Consider the following 15311-nt stretch of genomic DNA (forward strand, 5'->3'; position numbering starts at 1 on the left):
TAGTCGCAGGAGTGGTTTGACCGGTTCAACGACCCGTTTGAATGGTCGCGGCGACCGTCCGTACTTTAAGACACGTCACGAAGGCCAACGTGATGAGCGCCTTCGAATCCGATGTGGAGCTAGCGGACATCGTCGTTCGTGACACTGACGTATCGAGTGCAGTTGACGAGCCAGTTCGAGCGATGATCCTGGATATGCTCGCAGAGCGCGCGATGACGGTCGATGATGTCCACGAGGAGCTTACTACCCGTGGATTCGAGAAAACGACGAACACAGTCCGCCACCACATCAATGAACTACGAGAGGCTGGTCTCGTCGAGATCGAGCGACTGGAGGAACGCCGCGGGGGGACGCTGAAATTCTACCGGGCGAACACTATCGTGCTCTCCTACGCCGTTCCGGAAGAGTCTCGGAGGGAGATCGCCGAAATGGCCGAATGGATGGGCCCGCGGCTGGAGCCGCTTATCGACGAGTTACTCGACGAATATGGCGCAGACATCGAGCGGATCGCCGGCGAGATGACCCCGTGCGAGCACTGCCGACAGCAGAAGTACGAGACGTATCTCCTCCTCACCGTGCTTCGTCGCGGGTTCGTCGACGCGTATGCAGACGAGTAGCGGATATCGCCCGATTCTCGACGGCGCTGCCAACGCCTACGCCCCCTTCGCGGCGGCTGTCGACGTAGCCCGCGACCGCTACCGGACGAACGGGTCGTTACTGGTCCACTGTGAGGCGGGCATCGCCCGAAGTGTGGCAGTCGTTGCGACAACCCTTGCGGCTGAACAGCAGGCACACTCGTTTGAACAGGCGCTCGGACGAATCCGTGAGGTTCGTCCGTCGGCATCCCCGGCCCCGTCCCTCATCAGGCACGCCGAACAGTATCTCGGCGAGTCTATAGACGACGGGGTACTGCGGGGGTCGACCGTCCGCCTCGGCCTGATTCGGATCGCCCAAGCGATGAATCGCTGGCGTTTGCGGTTACAGTGCTCGTGAACGTTCTCGTCACTGGTGCCGCGTCCGGTATTGGCAAGGCCACTACCGAACAGTTACTGGCACACGGATACGACGTGTACGCGATAGATATCGATGGCGACGGCCTCGCCGATCTCCCAGACGATGTTGAGACGTATCGGGCAGACGTTGCCGACGACGAGCGCATCTCTCAAATTCTCACCGAGGTTGCAGTTGATGTCGTGATTAACTGTGCGGGGTATTACGAATTAGGGGCAATCGAAGATATGGACGCGGAAACGATGCGGAATCACTTTCAAACAAACGTGTTCGGGACGCTCAACGTAACGCACCACATGATGTCGAAGTCGTCGTCGTGGCGCCTGGGCCGACAAACACGGGACTCAACGAACGGGCACGACGGGGAGAACGATCACAGATGTGAGGAACGCGTAGGTCACGCTGATGGTCATGAGCAGCCCGAACTGTTTGAGCAGCGGCGTGATCGACAGGAAGTACAATGCGGCTGCGCCGCTGATGGTAGTGAGCATACTTCCGGCCAACGCGCCCCCGTTCCGCGGAGGGTGACGACCGCCGCGCTGTGGGGATCCTCCCGTGCTTCGACCTCGTCACGAACCGGTGGACGACGTGTACCGCGTAATCGATACCGACACCGACGGTTATCGAGAGAATCGTCGCGGTGAGCGTGTTGAACGGGATGGCGAGCATCCGCATTGTCCCGACGAGGAGCGTAGCTGTGACGACGATGGGAAACAGCGTCACGACGGACAGCCGCGGCGCACCGAGCAGCAGGTAGTACACGAGGAGGAGGAACAGTGCCGAGAGGATCAGTGCCGTTCCGAGGCTGGTGACGGCCGTGGCGAAGATGGTGTCGGCGACGCGCTGGAACACCACGGTACCGCCGGTCTCGACGGCGTCGAACCGGTAGCGGTCGGCCATCTCGGTCGCGTCCGCGGTCGTGGCCGCACGGCTGGCGTCGGCCTCGACGGTGTAGACGACGCGTGCGTTGTGGTAGTCCTCGGTCAGGTACGAGCGCGCTCGGTCGCCGTACGGGGACGTTAGGAGCGCGTCGTAGATGTCCCGGAGGTTGTCGTCCGGAACGCCGTTTCCGTTGGCGTCATTCGCCTCGACGAGTCGGGGACATTCGGGTGACTCCCGCGCGTAGGTTCGGTTCTAGAAACCCCAGAGGTACTGGTATAGGAACCGCCGAACTCGGGAGGCAAACCACTCGACGCCGGGGCCCGATACCTAGAGTCCTGCGAAGGTTTTTTGTTAATTCAGCAATATATTACTGTGGGTTCACTTCATGTTCCGATCCACTCGCCGTAAGGTACTCCAGACGCTCGGCGTCACCGGTGCTGCTGGCTCCCTTGCCGGCTGTCCCGCAGCGCCTCAGTCAGACACCGACCCGACACCACAGGTGGACGGAATGCCAAAGGAAGTCGACCGCGTCGCGTCCGATCCCACCGACGTCCCGGATCCGATCGACCGAGACCAGCCAAAGACCCACGACATCACACTCCAAGCCCAGGAGGTCATCGCCCCGATAGAGGAGGGGAACACGTTCCACTTTATGACCTTCGATGGACAGGTACCGGGCCCGATGATCCGGGTGCGCCAGGGGGATACCGTCAACCTCACGTTCGAGAACCTGAAGTCGAGTAACCTCCCGCACAACGTCGACTTCCACGCAGTTTACGGAACCGGCGGTGGGAGCGAGGCGACCGACGCCAATCCCGGCGAGACAAACACGGTAAAGTTCCAGGCCCGCTACCCCGGCGCCTTCATCTACCACTGCGCCGTTCCGAACCTGGACTACCACATCTCCTCGGGAATGTTCGGGATGATCGTCGTCGAACCCGAGGACGGGTTCCCGGAGGTCGACCGGGAGTTCTACCTCGGCCAACACGAGATCTACACCCAGCAACACCACGGCGCCGAGGGACGGCTGAACTTCGACATAGAGGGGATGATGAACGAGGAGCCGACGTACGTCCTGTTCAACGGCGAGAAGTACCCCTACATCCCCGACAAGTACGGCTCTCTGGAGGCCGAAACCGGCGAAACGGTGAGAGTCTTCCTCGTCGTCGGCGGCCCCAACTACTCGTCGAACTTCCACCCGATCGGCAACATCTGGAAGCGAGCCTACCGCGACGGCGCCGTGGTCGACAGTCCCGAGCGGTACGTCCAGACGATGAAGGTGCCACCCGGGAGCTGTATGATCGGCACGATGGACCTGCCGGTACCCGAGCGTATCTACCTCGTCGACCACGCGTTGAGCCGCTACGCCCGGCGAGGCCTGGGTGCCTACCTTGACATCACCGGCGAAGAGCGTCCCGACATCTACGACCCCAGCCCCGACATGGACGCCAGCGAGGACGAAGAGGGACCGTTCTACTGAGCGGATTCAGAAGTAGAGAGCGATCCAGCAGCGAAACCAGTTCGACGTTCTTCGTAGCTCACCAGTCGCCTTCGGGTGGAACAGTGCGATGCGTCCCAGATACTTCACTCGACGATGTCGACGAAGCCTGTGACTGACGAGTGACGAACCACAGTACCGTCCCCGCCAGTAGGATGGCCGTCGTGACGGGGGTCGACCCGACCGCCCAACAACGTCCAGCCTGCTGCCTTGGAAGGGGCGATGGGAGAGGTCGGCGGAGAGAATCGTCCTACATCCGGATGGTTCGTCGAGCGCGGCTACGACTCGCCGAGTGACGGACACAGGCCACCCACGGCGACGAACTCCCCGACGACCGTAATTAATCGCAGATGATTCTTCCCTCGGTTTCTCGGGCCTGTTACCTGAACTCCGGTGAGCGCTCAATTAGCGCCCTGTATGCAGCACGACCGCCGAAATATGTCACCAGATGAGGGTTTCATCAGAGCCACGGATTTCAACTAACATGTCGGTATATCGCTATGGCGGTAATTGAACGAATGTCGGTGGGATCCGAATAACAAGACTGATCGCTTCGACATCCCATGGACCGGACCGTTTCGGCTACACCTTCGAACATGATAGAAGTGGTCCTTACCCGATCCGATGACCAATGTCTTAACAGATGACTATTCCTGCGAGTCACGATCTTCGTCGTGGAATAGCGGATGGGACCGCTATCGCACATCATCGGAGAGAGAAGCGAACAAAGAGGTCACGATCTCGTGGCAGGTATCGGAAGTCGAACGGACAGTTACTGGGTCAACTGTCACAACACCACCGTATACTAATGATGACCGAAACCGAGAGCTCGATATTCACCGTTTCCTCATGGAGGGACTAGCGTCGTGGGACTTCTAGCCAACGCCGTACTTGTCTTCGTTGCGGGATTGATCACCGCCCTAGCGACGGGACTCGGGGCACTCCCGTTCTTTCTCGCCGACGAAATCAGCGATCGCTGGAACGTCGCACTCTGGGGACTTGCTTCCGGGATCATGCTTGCGGCGTCCGTCTTTGGGTTGATCTTCGAGGGACTCCAGGAGGGAACGATCCGTGAGATTGCCTCCGGATTTCTGATTGGCGTTCTCCTCGTCATCGTCAGCCATCGGCTAATCTCGGACGCCGAGGTTGATCCAGGCAAGTACGCCGAGGCTGACTTCAAAAAACTCCTGTTGGTTCTTGGGATTCTCACGGTTCATAGTTTCCCCGAGGGAGTCGCGATCGGTGTTTCGTTCGCGGATCTCAACCTCGGAACCGGGTCTCAGGTTCTCGGCTTCACGGTACCCCTGTTAGCGATCTTTATGACAATCGCCATCTCGATCCACAACATCCCCGAGGGGGTTGCCATCTCGATTCCCCTACGCTCGATGGGCGTTGGCGAGTGGCGGATGGTGGGGTGGGCGGTGTTTTCCAGCCTTCCCCAACCGATCGGTGCGGTAATCGCCTTCTACTTCGTCCGGTTTGCCCGAGAGTTCCTCCCTGCTGGATTCGGATTCGCTGCGGGTGCGATGATCTACCTTGTGCTCTCGGAGTTCATCCCTGAGGCTCTCGATCTAGGAGCGTCCCTTCCCGGTGGGGGACGACGGGAACTCGTTTCGGGAATCGTGGCCGGCGTGCTGTTGATGCTCCCGTTGGCGATCGTCTGAATGCGATCAACCTCGAAGCCATGATCATGATTCGACGGTTGAACACCAATAATTTTGACAGACACTTGCATCGGGTAAATTAGATCGACCGCCGCACATCTCACAGCGACCGGGTTCACAGTCAAAAGTTTATGCCACCTGCCCAACTCCTCGAACAGTACGTCAGTCTCGGAATCTTCGTCCCTTCGCACAGTTATCGAATGTTCCCTCTCGGTAGAGTCGATGTGAGGGATATACCCTCCGTTAGCATGTACCTCTTTTCATAGGGATTAGCGGGGCAATCCATAGTTTTGCGGTAAACTTACTCAGAAGCTGTCAGAAGCAGAAAAATACACCACGCATATTCATCAATCGCACGTGGAAAGGGAGTGGTGGTTAGATTATCCCTTGTATGGGAGAAGCGGACATTCAAAGAAGTCGGGATGGTTCGCCTCGCCTTCGGTAATCGTCACAGCCCCGTCCGGGAGCCCAGCAAGTTCATCGTAAGAGGTGATTGGGAAGTCGATTGCGCTGTCATCGTTGACGGTCACGGTGTGTGACCACCATCGACCGCCGTTGTAGTCAGGGTTTCCCGGCGCAGCTTCCGAGAGGGGAGCGTCTTGGTCCTCGTGCATAATGAAGAACAACTTGTCGAGAGAATCCTTGTTCTTGGGCTCGGGAAGTTCGGTTACGGCCTTGGTCCCCCAACGCTTGCCATCACCCCAAAAGCCAGCTTGAAAGTTCGGCTTCTGAGCAACTGCGGTTCCGGTCACACTCACGCCGAGGGTCAGTCCCCCAACGAGAAGTCCGCCATCCCGAAGCACTCGGCGGCGGGTTGATTTCGGTGTATCTGGTCCTGTCATGTTTACCATGGAGGGCTGCCCCTCCAGGGAGAACCACTCCGAGACGTTAATTAATAATTTTTCAAGATCCGTTCCATGTGTGTATGAAATCCATCTAGAATCTGTATTAATTTGAGTGTGATCGGAGCCATCTCTCTGCTGAATTCAGCCTCTAAGTCTCACACGCTGATTTGCAAGCGTCTGTGATCTGCTACGTTGAAAGGCATGAGTACGTACGCTAATCCCAATCAGCTGCTATGACTTTCAATGGAGCCATTCATTGGGAGAGTTACGTTAACCCGCCGTGGCGCCCGCCGGTACCGCTCGGCGGAGACGGACCGTCTGGACGAGGTAATACGCCCAGAAAATACTGAGTACTATCGCTCCGGCACCGAAAGAGGAGCCAGCCCAGGACTGTTCCTGATAAAAGAATCCGATGCCGAGAACGAGCATAGCGATGTTCCACACCCAGACCATCCACGCCGACACCACTCCCGGCATATTTGGGGCTGAAACCGCATCCGAAATCGCCGTCACGTCGGGAGCGGGTTCGCCCCTCTTGACACCGATGAAGTTGTTCGCGTACAGGAGGAGGCCGGTGAACACGATCGCGAGTGCCCATCCGATGAAGAAGAAGTGAAGCACACCCATCTCGATGTACCGCGGAGCGACCCACTCGACGCCGAAGAACACGAACGGCGACCCCAGCGCCGGCCCGAGGATCCAGAACTGAGCGACGAGGATCCACAGAGCAAGCCCGGATGATGTCCCGGCACGATACGTCTGGATAAGGTTGTACGCGTAGAGCACGAACCCGACGACGAAGAGCACGAGCCCGCCCGCCGTAACGGTCTGTCGAAGCCCTAACCACGGTCCCGTGATCAGTGGGAATATCCCGATTACGAGAAACCAGACGGAATACTTCTTGAGCCGTTCGCTGTGGAGATCGACATCTACCATGCGTGGGAACAGATCATGGAGGGTACCGATCGCCGCGAGTCCGAAGAAACCCCAGCCGTTGGCGTGGATGTGCGCCTCTCGGAGACCGGTCCAGCCGCCAGGGACGGTCCAGACGTGTGCGAACAGGCCGTACGCGTACGTAATGCCCCACAGAAACACGAACGAGGAAACGAGGTAGAGCCCGATACTCGGATCCCACGCGTGATCGCTCTGCATGACCATCTTGAGGAGATACACGAGGAGACCTAGTGCGAGGAGCCAGATGAGGTACACCCCGATGTCGAACGCGAGCGTCATACCGAACGAGCGTCCGTACCAAGCCAAGAAGACGCCGGTGTTCAATCCGATAACGATGAGCCACGGATACCACGATGGCGGCATCGGACGATCGAGTTTTTGCGCTGTGAAGATCGGGACGAATCCGAACAGCAGTTGCGCGAAGGCACCGATCGTCACGATGTGGATGTGGCTCCACGCGATCCACCCTACGCGCGGAACAAGGTCAAGCCATTCGAGTCCGTGATACACCACCAACGCGAGTCCAATCCAGAGGTAGAGATAAGCCGCAATGTAGAGTGGGTTCAGCGACGTGAACCGGTGGGAACTGCTCATTGAGAGCTAGTTGCACGGACAATTGGATAAAATTCATGCTAACATGTAAACTTTCAGCGCTCGTCCCGATGACTCGTCACCCGAAAACTGAGCGGTCGTATTAGTCACACCTATCCCCGAAGAACGTCTTGGTGACAGCGAGTTACGACTCGTCGGGATGAGCGACTTTCAGTATCTAGATTCCCGGTTGCATGAGGAAGGACGAACCGTCTCGCCCCGATTTTCGGAATAGGTCGCTCTACACCCCCTGTGGTTTCACATGTTCGTAAGAATAACTAAGATCGTCGGGAGCAGTTGCTTCTCTCATGGCTGATTCGGCCGTTGGGAGATGGAATATCGGGATCGGATTGGGGCTGATGGTACTGTTCATGCTGTACGGCTTCTTTCTGATCTATATGCGTGACTTTGCTCCGGGTCGAGAGGCGTGGATCGCCGGTGCGAACGTTAGTCCGCACTTCGAGGCCCGTCTCGCGCATGCCCACGGGAACCTGTTTTCCCTGCTCAATATCGTCTTCGGCGCGCTACTCCTGTGGCTTCCCGTTCGCCCACGTCGGGCGCGGTGGATCTCGGTTCTGGCGCTTATCGGACTCCTCATGCCGATCGGCATTCTATCCGAAATCTACCTTGGCCTCCCACCAGTACTGGTCCTACTCGGAGCGGTCTCAATCACAGCAGGGACTGCACTGTTCGCCCTCGAACTCATAGGGATGGATGTGACTGACTCACCACTTTCATGACAGCATCGATTGAATACCAGACAGGTTAGCAGGCATCATTAGTGCGGTCGGGACAGTACTCATACCTGAAGACACAGGACCATCGACGCGGCCTCCAACGAAGAGCTGGTCCGCCGACTCGTCACCGAGGTCTGGAATGAAGGACAGACAGAGGAACTGGACGACCTCCTCGCTCCCGACTTCGTAGGCCGTGGATTCGGCCCGGAGAACCTCGATCGGGATGGGTATGAGGAGTTTGTGATCGAACACCGCGAGATATTTCCGGATCTCGAGTTCGTTCTCGATGACGTAATCTGCGCGGACGATCGGATGGCGAACCGATGGACACGGGTTGGCACACATCAGAAGTTGATCACGGGGATTGAACCGACAGGAAACGGGATTCCGGTATCTGGAATGGCGATCCACCGGCTTACGGACGGTCTGATCGCCGAAGCGTGAAACGCCCGCGACATGGTCGAGATGCTGAAACAACTCAATTTTTCGTAATTAACTCACAAATCTTCTCAACAGCCCGGTTCCTGAGCCGAGACCAGTACCATTTTCAGGAGTCTCAGAAGCGATGTCGTTGCTAACATGTCTGAAGTTAGAATTAAGTCCGGTCGAGTGACATCATTTGTATGATATTCGACGCTTGTCTTGAGATCGGATTGTTCTCTCGGACTCGGGAGTCTTCGCCCTCTGAACTCAGTGCAGTTATCTATCTTCAAACACTCAGGAAGTGATCCTATGAACAACACACACGAGTTCGCAATCACGTGCAGCGAGGTCGGTCAAGCCACTCAGACTACTCATAAAACAAAGCCTGGACCCCCCAGTCATGCCGTGATCCAAACAATCGCCGAGATAGAAGATACTGATCCAACACTTATCGAACCACTGTATACTGCAATCGATCTGGATGTGCTTGATCAACTCTTCCAACGACCGCACCAGAGTAAATCACAATCTAGAGTAGCGGTTTCGTTCTCATATAAGAGATATCATATGAGGGTTACTCGCGCGAGTACAGTCACCGATCATGAGGATAGTACGCACTTACCCCCATGAGTGGTGCTGTTGGGTGAATTTCACCTCTCTACGTTTTCAGAGGAAACTTGACAAATCTGGCCTCACTTCCGTCCCGATGATCAATCCGGCGGCGTTTACCCGCCAGACTGGTTAATGGAGTGGGGACTGTCCTCTAGGTACCGTGGGTTGGCATCCATAGTCGCGTTTGGAGCTGTTCGCACACTCAATCGCCAGGCGGCGTGCGATCGGGTTGCGATCACTTACAAAAGCTACTAAGGCCTCACTCACCTTCTTTCGTCACCACGTCCTGAACCGTCATCAACTCATGGAAGGGTATTCTCGACTTGATAACCACCCGACTCGACGACGATAGGGTCGCGTCCGTTTCGGCTTGCCCCCGAGCGGAGGGCTGCCAGATCGACGATTGCCGGAACGACGGGGAGGTTTTATAAAAGGATGCGCGAGCGGGTAAACAGCACTCCACATCGGGGACGCTTGGAGTCCATGGGGTAATATCACGAACAGCCTCCTTGACGCACGGTGAGTTGAGTGGAAAGACGGGATGCCGGCAAGCAGTGACACCCAGTTGATGGCATCCCATGTAAGAGTTGGAACTCGACCGTCGAAAAGTTAGTTCCGAATAACTTCGAGTAGTCCCAAGTTGGCAATTTTGACGGCCAGTCGATACACATCGATAGCGGGGGGGCACTGACAGCGACATCAGTACCGGACACGATAGCCATATCTCAGACGAAATTTCCGTTGTGGTTGATGCGGATGTTCCGGTCGCGGCCGACATGGGTTATTGTCTACAATATAATTAATACCGGCGTCCGGTTGCTCTACGGCAGTCTCGGTTTGAGAGTCTGACATGGCAAATTGGATCTCCTCACCGGAGGATTTTGGCGGGCCCAAACTAAGCCTCCGGGCGGAGATGTTCGGCCGAGAACACAGGTCACCTCGGTCGGAACCCACCAGCATGGAAACGGTCTCTGTCGTCCGTCCGTTCGATGACGCTGCCGGCCGAATCCGCTCGGTGCTCGACGATCTGACATCGGTACTCGGGGAACGTGGCAAGTCGTCAGGACGACGTAGCGAGAAGCACGGCATCGGAGGGGTGTTCGAGTAGCGATGCCCGAGACGTACGCCGGCCGCGAACCCGTCACGATGCGTCGACACGATCGTCCGTGGATAGCTGACCTCGAAACTGCCGACCACGCCAGCGACCGACAACTAACAGTTACGGAAGCAGTCGACGCCGTCGAGCAAACGTATTCCGGCCGATTCGTCGACCTCGTGACGCCCGAACAGCACGGTCACCCGTCGTCGTATCTCTACGAACCGGTGCGAACAGTGGCACGGAGCGTCGATATCGAGGACGAGGGGCGATGCTCGTGTGGCGGCTACGTCACTCGCGTTGCGGTCGATTGACTGGCGTGATGTCCCTGGGTCAGCTATCTTCGCCACCTCGACGGATGAAAGAAGGCGAGTTAGCAACTGCTAATCGGCCCCCTGTTGGGGCATACGAACATCTCGGGAGATACCCTTTCCGGCGACGATACCATCGGAGTATCTAATGGGCGATCCATCGACTGTCGACGGGACACCGACGAACATCAGGTGGCAATCCATACCGGCAGATACGATCCCGTCCCCAATCGTTCGGGAACTCCCGTATCTCGAACTGAAACTCGAACATCCCACTCTCGAACCCGTCGGCTTCGGTGATCGCTTCTTTCCAGACGTGATTCCGTACCAGTTCGACGGGACACCGCGAGTCTGGTACTGGCGCCCAGCGTTAGCACCGTCGTCGACGGCACGATCGGCGGTGACGTAACGACAAGCTACGTTCGGTCGTACACCGCCCCGGACGTGTCGGTGACCCGTCGAACTGAGACGGCGATCGCACTAACGGTCGCCGGGAGCGAATACACCATCGCGACAGGGGAGCGCCGTCGCATCCGGCTTTCCGAACAACGTGTCGAGCCAGCGGAACACGAGGGTGGTCCGACAACGGTCACCCCGGAACTGGTAGTCCGCTATCCGGGCCGGCGTGAACTCCATCATCCCGCGATGGATACGGACTATCGATTGTTCCCATCGTTCGGCCTCGACTTGGATACACTCCCGAATCCGATATCGGTACCAACCGAAGCCGGTGAACTCGACGATGGGGCGCTCGCGGACGAACTGGGCGTCCACCGTTCCGACCGCCCGTATCCCGAACGCGTCCTCTGGCAGGCGTTCGCGTATACGACGTTCGATCCACGCGACGACACACCACCGGAACTAACGCAGTTGGAGACCGGTCACATCGTTCTCCGAAAAGAGAGTTTTTGAGCGACGTACTCCAGTCGGGAACAGTGCATGAATCGTTGCCTCCTCGCAGTCACTATCGGGCGTCGACGACCTTGACGTGCCATTCGCCGGGCGACGGATTCGTCGTCTCGTACGTGAAGCCTCGATTCTTGAGAACTTCGTAGAGTGGCTCCGGTTCGAAGCTATTTATCACCAGCAACGACGCGCCGTCGTCGAGATCGTCGAGAGCGGCCATAATGGCGTCGAAGGGCGGACCGTCTATCTCGCGGACGTCCAGCCTGTGGTCTGCGTTGCCGTACCGTTTCGAGCGCATATCCGTGTATTGGCGTGCGAACAGCTATATGTACGCCCGATGACGTTCGCGGAACAGGTCGCGAAGTAAACTCCAGAACGAACTGTGACCAACGGCTATTTGATTCGCCCGACAAGGACGGATATGGGCGATCCAGCGTGTTATCGAGCGTATTGTCCGGAGTGTGATCTCCAAGTGACCATCACCGACGACGAATGCCCGGAGTGTGGCACGTATCTACCGCAAGATGACGGTTGAGTAAGGACCCCGGATCCGAAGAGCGGCGGAATCACGAACGGCGCCGTACCGACCGTTCGGACAGTCGATACGCACGGGGTGAAACCTGTCGAACGGAGGGGACAGCATGATCGCAACCGAGATCAGTGGCGACGAGCGACCCCCCGGCGGTCGAGGTGTTTCGGAACGACGCGACGGTCCACGTCCAGACCGGGACAGGTATCGTCTGCGAGGGGGATCGAGAGCATCACGTCGAAACGGGATATCGTCGGGGAAACAAACCTGACTGCAGCGTCGGAGCCGATAACAGTGCGGAACGGGACCCATTATCCGTTACTGCGTCGCCGACTGATGTCGAACACGAATCGGTACGAACCGACGTTCAGTACGACCAATCCGCTCCACAGCCACGAGAATCATGACCACGATCCGTACGCTCACTGACTTAGAGGGACAGCCCCACGCCAACATCTTCCCGAAGGCGGAACCGAAAACGACTGATCCAGACGGCCCTGATGCAGTACCGTAGCAGACCGGACCGTCTCACGGATCCGCTGGAGAGGAAAACGCAGCACGTAAAGATTGGGATTTATCTCCCGATCGGCCGACGATAGCCACATGGGAGCGGGGCTCGCGTCCGGGCGGCTAAGTCTGTGGACCCGATACTTCACCATGGCGAGTGCCCTCTCCTTCGTCGGAACGGAAGCACTGGTGGTGTTCGGGGCGCGTCGGACCCTCGTAGCGACAGTCGCGTTGTTCGGCTTCGTCTGCCCCATGATCTTCGGGATGGCTTACCTCTTGATTCCCTCCTTCGTCGGCCGAACGTTAGTCGACTACCGCCTTCCAGGGGTCCATTTCGTGCTGGCGTATTCGGGGGCTGCCGGCCTGATCGTCGGTCGGATGACCGAAACCTCGGTTCTCACTCGAGCGGGTGTCGTCTGCTGGAGTCTCGGCGTCGCGTTCTTCGTCGCCGTCCTCGCGTGGACCATCGTTCCCGCGCTCCGTGACCGACCCGAGATAGTGACTCGCTCGGGAGATCGACCCCAACGATCGACGCGCCTTGCGACGGCGATGATCCCAGTCTCGATTGGATACCTCGTTTTCGGGACGATCGGATTACTGGGGTGGGCTGGATTCGAGCCTATCCCGGCCGTTCCCTTCCCCGCTGTTGTTCACTACTATGGTGCTGGCTTCGCTGCCCTCCTGATATTCGCGCTGGGAGCACGGCTCATGTCCGGATTCTTTCACGTGACGCCGCCACGAGCAGGCACGTGGATTGTTCTCGTTCCGGGGGCGGTGGGGCCGGGACTGCTCGCCACCTCGTTCTGGACGGGAGTCGCGTTTCGAGTTGGCGCAGTCCTCCAGACAGTCGCGATGGTCGGATACGCCGGTCTGGTAGGGTACGTCTTCTGGCAATCCGAACGGCGTCGGCTGGGACTCTACGGCATTCTCCTCGGTGCTATTGCCGGCGTCGTTGCGACAGGGCTCAACGTGCCGGCAGCGTTCGGGACCGTCGCCCCCGGGCAACTCTCTGCACACGCGACGACCATCATTTCCGGATTTTTCGCGCTTACGATCGTCGGCTACGTGATCCAGTTCTTCGCCCTCACGAGCGGTCGGTTTCCGGGAGCGACAACCCGGGTAGCCGTCGGCACGATGGGGGTGTTGGCAGTCGGATCCCTCTTTCGAGCGGGTGGACTGCTCATCGCTACGCCGGTGTACTCCCGAGGTGGAGCGATCCTCACGCTGTGTGGTGCTGGAGCATACGCGTATCTGGTCGGACGGCGTCTGCTGCGCGAATGAACGGCCTCGGTCTCCCCCCCGTCGTACACTGACGGTCCGCGCGCGATGGTAGCGAGGGAGTCAGCATCGCTATCGTTGCTCACTAACGTCTGATTCATCGGCGGACCGAGGGTTCTGTCGCGGGGCAATCGACCCCAACAGGATCTGTCCCATAGAGTGGGGACTGTGTTTGCGGATGACCTGAAGCATATTCGCAGTAAAGACGACACTCCCGAGGGTTACTACCCCCCCACCGATCCCCAGGATAATCGACGAGAGCTGAAACCAGTCCGAAAGAACGATCAGGAGGGTTCCACCCACCAGCAGGATCGCGTCAGCCGCGGCTAGCCTGTCATCGTAGAGGTCGTCGATCATGGGAACATCCTCGAATCCGAGGCGGTCGCTGTATCGATGAACCCAGATGATGAACGGAATGATGTGGTACAGCGTCCCGACGACGACGAATCCGACAGTCCCGAGGACCAAGAGATGCACCGCGCCTGGCGCCCCGAACAGGGAGGCAGGGGCAGTCGGATCCCGGAGCCACGCTGGGAGAGCGGCGAGCGTCCATGTAGCCAGTCCCGGGACCACGACGGCGTACCGAGTGTGCATCGGCGTCCAGTTGACCTGCATCTCGTAGAGTTTCCGGGCGAGAATAGTACTGAACGCGAGTGCCGCCCCCAACACGAGTACCGCGCCAATCCGGGCCACGACGGCAGTGTCAGCGAATCGACCGAGGGCTAGGAGACCGACGCCGACTGGATGTCCGATCTCTTCGATGGGTCGAAGGTACTCGTCGATACCGTGAAGCTCAGTTTGTGTGAACATCGTCCCCAGTTGGTAGAGCGCGCCGTAGACTGTCGTTAGGACGGCACCGAAGATGGCGAGAGTGGCGTGTGTTGCTACGACATCGGTACGCGTGACTGGGAGGTTCGCAAACACGGGTCTCGTGAGACTGATGGCGAGGAGAAACCCCAGGACGGTGAGCAGAATGAAAAATCCGAGCGAGAGTATGAAGTGACGCTCGGTTACGTCGTAGGACTCGAGCGGAGCCAGTGTCCGGGCGATGTTGTAAACGAACGTCCAGAATCCAGCGAGCATGAGGCCGCCGAAGGGAATCAGCCATACCAACGAGTTGAGTACGAGACCGGCGACGAACCCGGATAGTCCAACAACGACGAGTGTCAGCTGTACACTGGCGAGTCGCCGTGAATAGAGGGTCGCACCCGACCAGACGGGGATGAACTGCGTCATCGCACCCATGATCGTGATGCAGATCCACCCGGCCAACAGAAGATGGACGTGGGCGAGGGTTCCGAATCCGGGAATAGTATCGACGACGACACCAATGCCAACGAGAGTTCCGCCAAGAAGAAACCCGAGTCCGACGACGAAATGTCGTAGCGGGAGCGTCATTGGGGGTTGCTGGTCCGTCTCGATGTTTCCCGGTATTGCGGCCATATGTCACAGTTAAACCGTTGCCTC

At 58.2% G+C, this 15311-nt stretch carries 16 protein-coding genes and 1 pseudogene; 12 read left to right on the forward strand and 5 right to left on the reverse strand.

Translation table 11 applies throughout. The annotated features are described in order from the left end of the window. The first annotated feature begins 92 nt into the window (after nucleotides 1-92). The 3 genes from DU502_RS11625 to DU502_RS19090 are packed head-to-tail and all read left to right on the forward strand — an operon-like array spanning nucleotide 93 to nucleotide 1655. Nucleotides 93-617 (forward strand): ArsR/SmtB family transcription factor, encoded by a 525-nt coding sequence (locus DU502_RS11625; RefSeq protein WP_121921912.1) that lies wholly within the window; start codon nucleotides 93-95, stop codon nucleotides 615-617. Continuing rightward, entirely contained in the window at nucleotides 604-993 is a 390-nt protein-coding gene (locus DU502_RS11630; RefSeq protein WP_121921913.1) for a protein-tyrosine phosphatase family protein, read from the forward strand. The genes DU502_RS11625 and DU502_RS11630 overlap by 14 nt, the downstream gene beginning before the upstream one ends. Beyond that, on the forward strand, nucleotides 990-1655 hold the full coding sequence (locus DU502_RS19090) for an SDR family NAD(P)-dependent oxidoreductase (protein WP_158601207.1): 666 nt from the start codon (nucleotides 990-992) through the stop codon (nucleotides 1653-1655). Before DU502_RS11630 ends, DU502_RS19090 begins: the two co-directional genes overlap by 4 nt. Here the strand turns inward: DU502_RS19090 and DU502_RS19095 are convergent. Further along, a pseudogene (locus DU502_RS19095) lies at nucleotides 1573-2049 on the reverse strand (efflux RND transporter permease subunit); the annotation flags it as partial. The gene DU502_RS19090 and the pseudogene DU502_RS19095 overlap by 83 nt on opposite strands. Nucleotides 2050-2278: 229 nt before the next feature. Here DU502_RS19095 and nirK point away from each other — a divergent pair. Continuing rightward, nucleotides 2279-3373: a copper-containing nitrite reductase gene (nirK, locus tag DU502_RS11645; RefSeq protein WP_121921915.1), complete on the forward strand. Its 1095-nt coding sequence runs from the start codon at nucleotides 2279-2281 to the stop codon at nucleotides 3371-3373. 884 nt (nucleotides 3374-4257) lie between these two features. Next, a complete protein-coding gene (locus DU502_RS11650; RefSeq protein ID WP_121921916.1) occupies nucleotides 4258-5055 on the forward strand; it encodes a ZIP family metal transporter in 798 nt (265 codons plus the stop codon). Nucleotides 5056-5435: 380 nt separating this feature from the next. Here the strand turns inward: DU502_RS11650 and DU502_RS11660 are convergent, their stop codons facing one another. Next, complete coding sequence (locus DU502_RS11660; RefSeq protein ID WP_124897066.1) at nucleotides 5436-5906, reverse strand: hypothetical protein; 471 nt, start codon at nucleotides 5904-5906, stop codon at nucleotides 5436-5438. A gap of 264 nt (nucleotides 5907-6170) precedes the next feature. After that, nucleotides 6171-7448, reverse strand: a complete 1278-nt coding sequence (locus tag DU502_RS11665; protein ID WP_121921918.1) for a hypothetical protein — start codon at nucleotides 7446-7448, stop codon at nucleotides 6171-6173. A 305-nt stretch (nucleotides 7449-7753) separates the two neighbouring features. Between DU502_RS11665 and DU502_RS11670 the strand changes: the two genes are divergently transcribed. The 6 genes from DU502_RS11670 to DU502_RS18565 all read left to right on the forward strand — a co-directional run bounded on the left by DU502_RS11670 (nucleotide 7754) and on the right by DU502_RS18565 (nucleotide 11536). Then, nucleotides 7754-8185: a hypothetical protein gene (locus DU502_RS11670; RefSeq protein ID WP_199722777.1), complete on the forward strand. Its 432-nt coding sequence runs from the start codon at nucleotides 7754-7756 to the stop codon at nucleotides 8183-8185. 156 nt (nucleotides 8186-8341) lie between these two features. Continuing rightward, a complete protein-coding gene (locus tag DU502_RS19100; RefSeq protein ID WP_394338940.1) occupies nucleotides 8342-8626 on the forward strand; it encodes an ester cyclase in 285 nt (94 codons plus the stop codon). Nucleotides 8627-8914: 288 nt separating this feature from the next. Beyond that, complete coding sequence (locus DU502_RS19105) at nucleotides 8915-9235, forward strand: HalOD1 output domain-containing protein (RefSeq protein ID WP_158601208.1); 321 nt, start codon at nucleotides 8915-8917, stop codon at nucleotides 9233-9235. A 1092-nt stretch (nucleotides 9236-10327) separates the two neighbouring features. Further along, nucleotides 10328-10627 carry a CGCGG family putative rSAM-modified RiPP protein gene (locus tag DU502_RS11680; RefSeq protein WP_121921920.1) on the forward strand — a complete coding sequence of 100 codons (300 nt, stop codon included), beginning with the start codon at nucleotides 10328-10330 and terminating at the stop codon, nucleotides 10625-10627. A 145-nt stretch (nucleotides 10628-10772) separates the two neighbouring features. After that, nucleotides 10773-11033: a hypothetical protein gene (locus tag DU502_RS18560; RefSeq protein ID WP_199722778.1), complete on the forward strand. Its 261-nt coding sequence runs from the start codon at nucleotides 10773-10775 to the stop codon at nucleotides 11031-11033. 41 nt (nucleotides 11034-11074) lie between these two features. Continuing rightward, nucleotides 11075-11536, forward strand: coding sequence for a hypothetical protein (locus DU502_RS18565; protein WP_199722779.1), 462 nt, complete (start codon nucleotides 11075-11077; stop codon nucleotides 11534-11536). Between the two features lie 52 nt (nucleotides 11537-11588). Here DU502_RS18565 and DU502_RS11690 read toward each other — a convergent pair whose 3' ends face one another. Continuing rightward, entirely contained in the window at nucleotides 11589-11828 is a 240-nt protein-coding gene (locus DU502_RS11690; protein ID WP_121921921.1) for a DUF2249 domain-containing protein, read from the reverse strand. A gap of 969 nt (nucleotides 11829-12797) precedes the next feature. Between DU502_RS11690 and DU502_RS11700 the strand changes: the two genes are divergently transcribed. Beyond that, complete coding sequence (locus DU502_RS11700) at nucleotides 12798-13847, forward strand: hypothetical protein (RefSeq protein ID WP_124897067.1); 1050 nt, start codon at nucleotides 12798-12800, stop codon at nucleotides 13845-13847. Nucleotides 13848-13916: 69 nt separating this feature from the next. Here the strand turns inward: DU502_RS11700 and DU502_RS11705 are convergent, their stop codons facing one another. Continuing rightward, nucleotides 13917-15287 carry a hypothetical protein gene (locus tag DU502_RS11705; protein ID WP_121921923.1) on the reverse strand — a complete coding sequence of 457 codons (1371 nt, stop codon included), beginning with the start codon at nucleotides 15285-15287 and terminating at the stop codon, nucleotides 13917-13919. Between the last annotated feature and the right edge of the window lie 24 nt (nucleotides 15288-15311).

It is taken from the genome of Haloplanus aerogenes (assembly GCF_003856835.1).
GTDB classification, from domain to species: domain Archaea; phylum Halobacteriota; class Halobacteria; order Halobacteriales; family Haloferacaceae; genus Haloplanus; species Haloplanus aerogenes.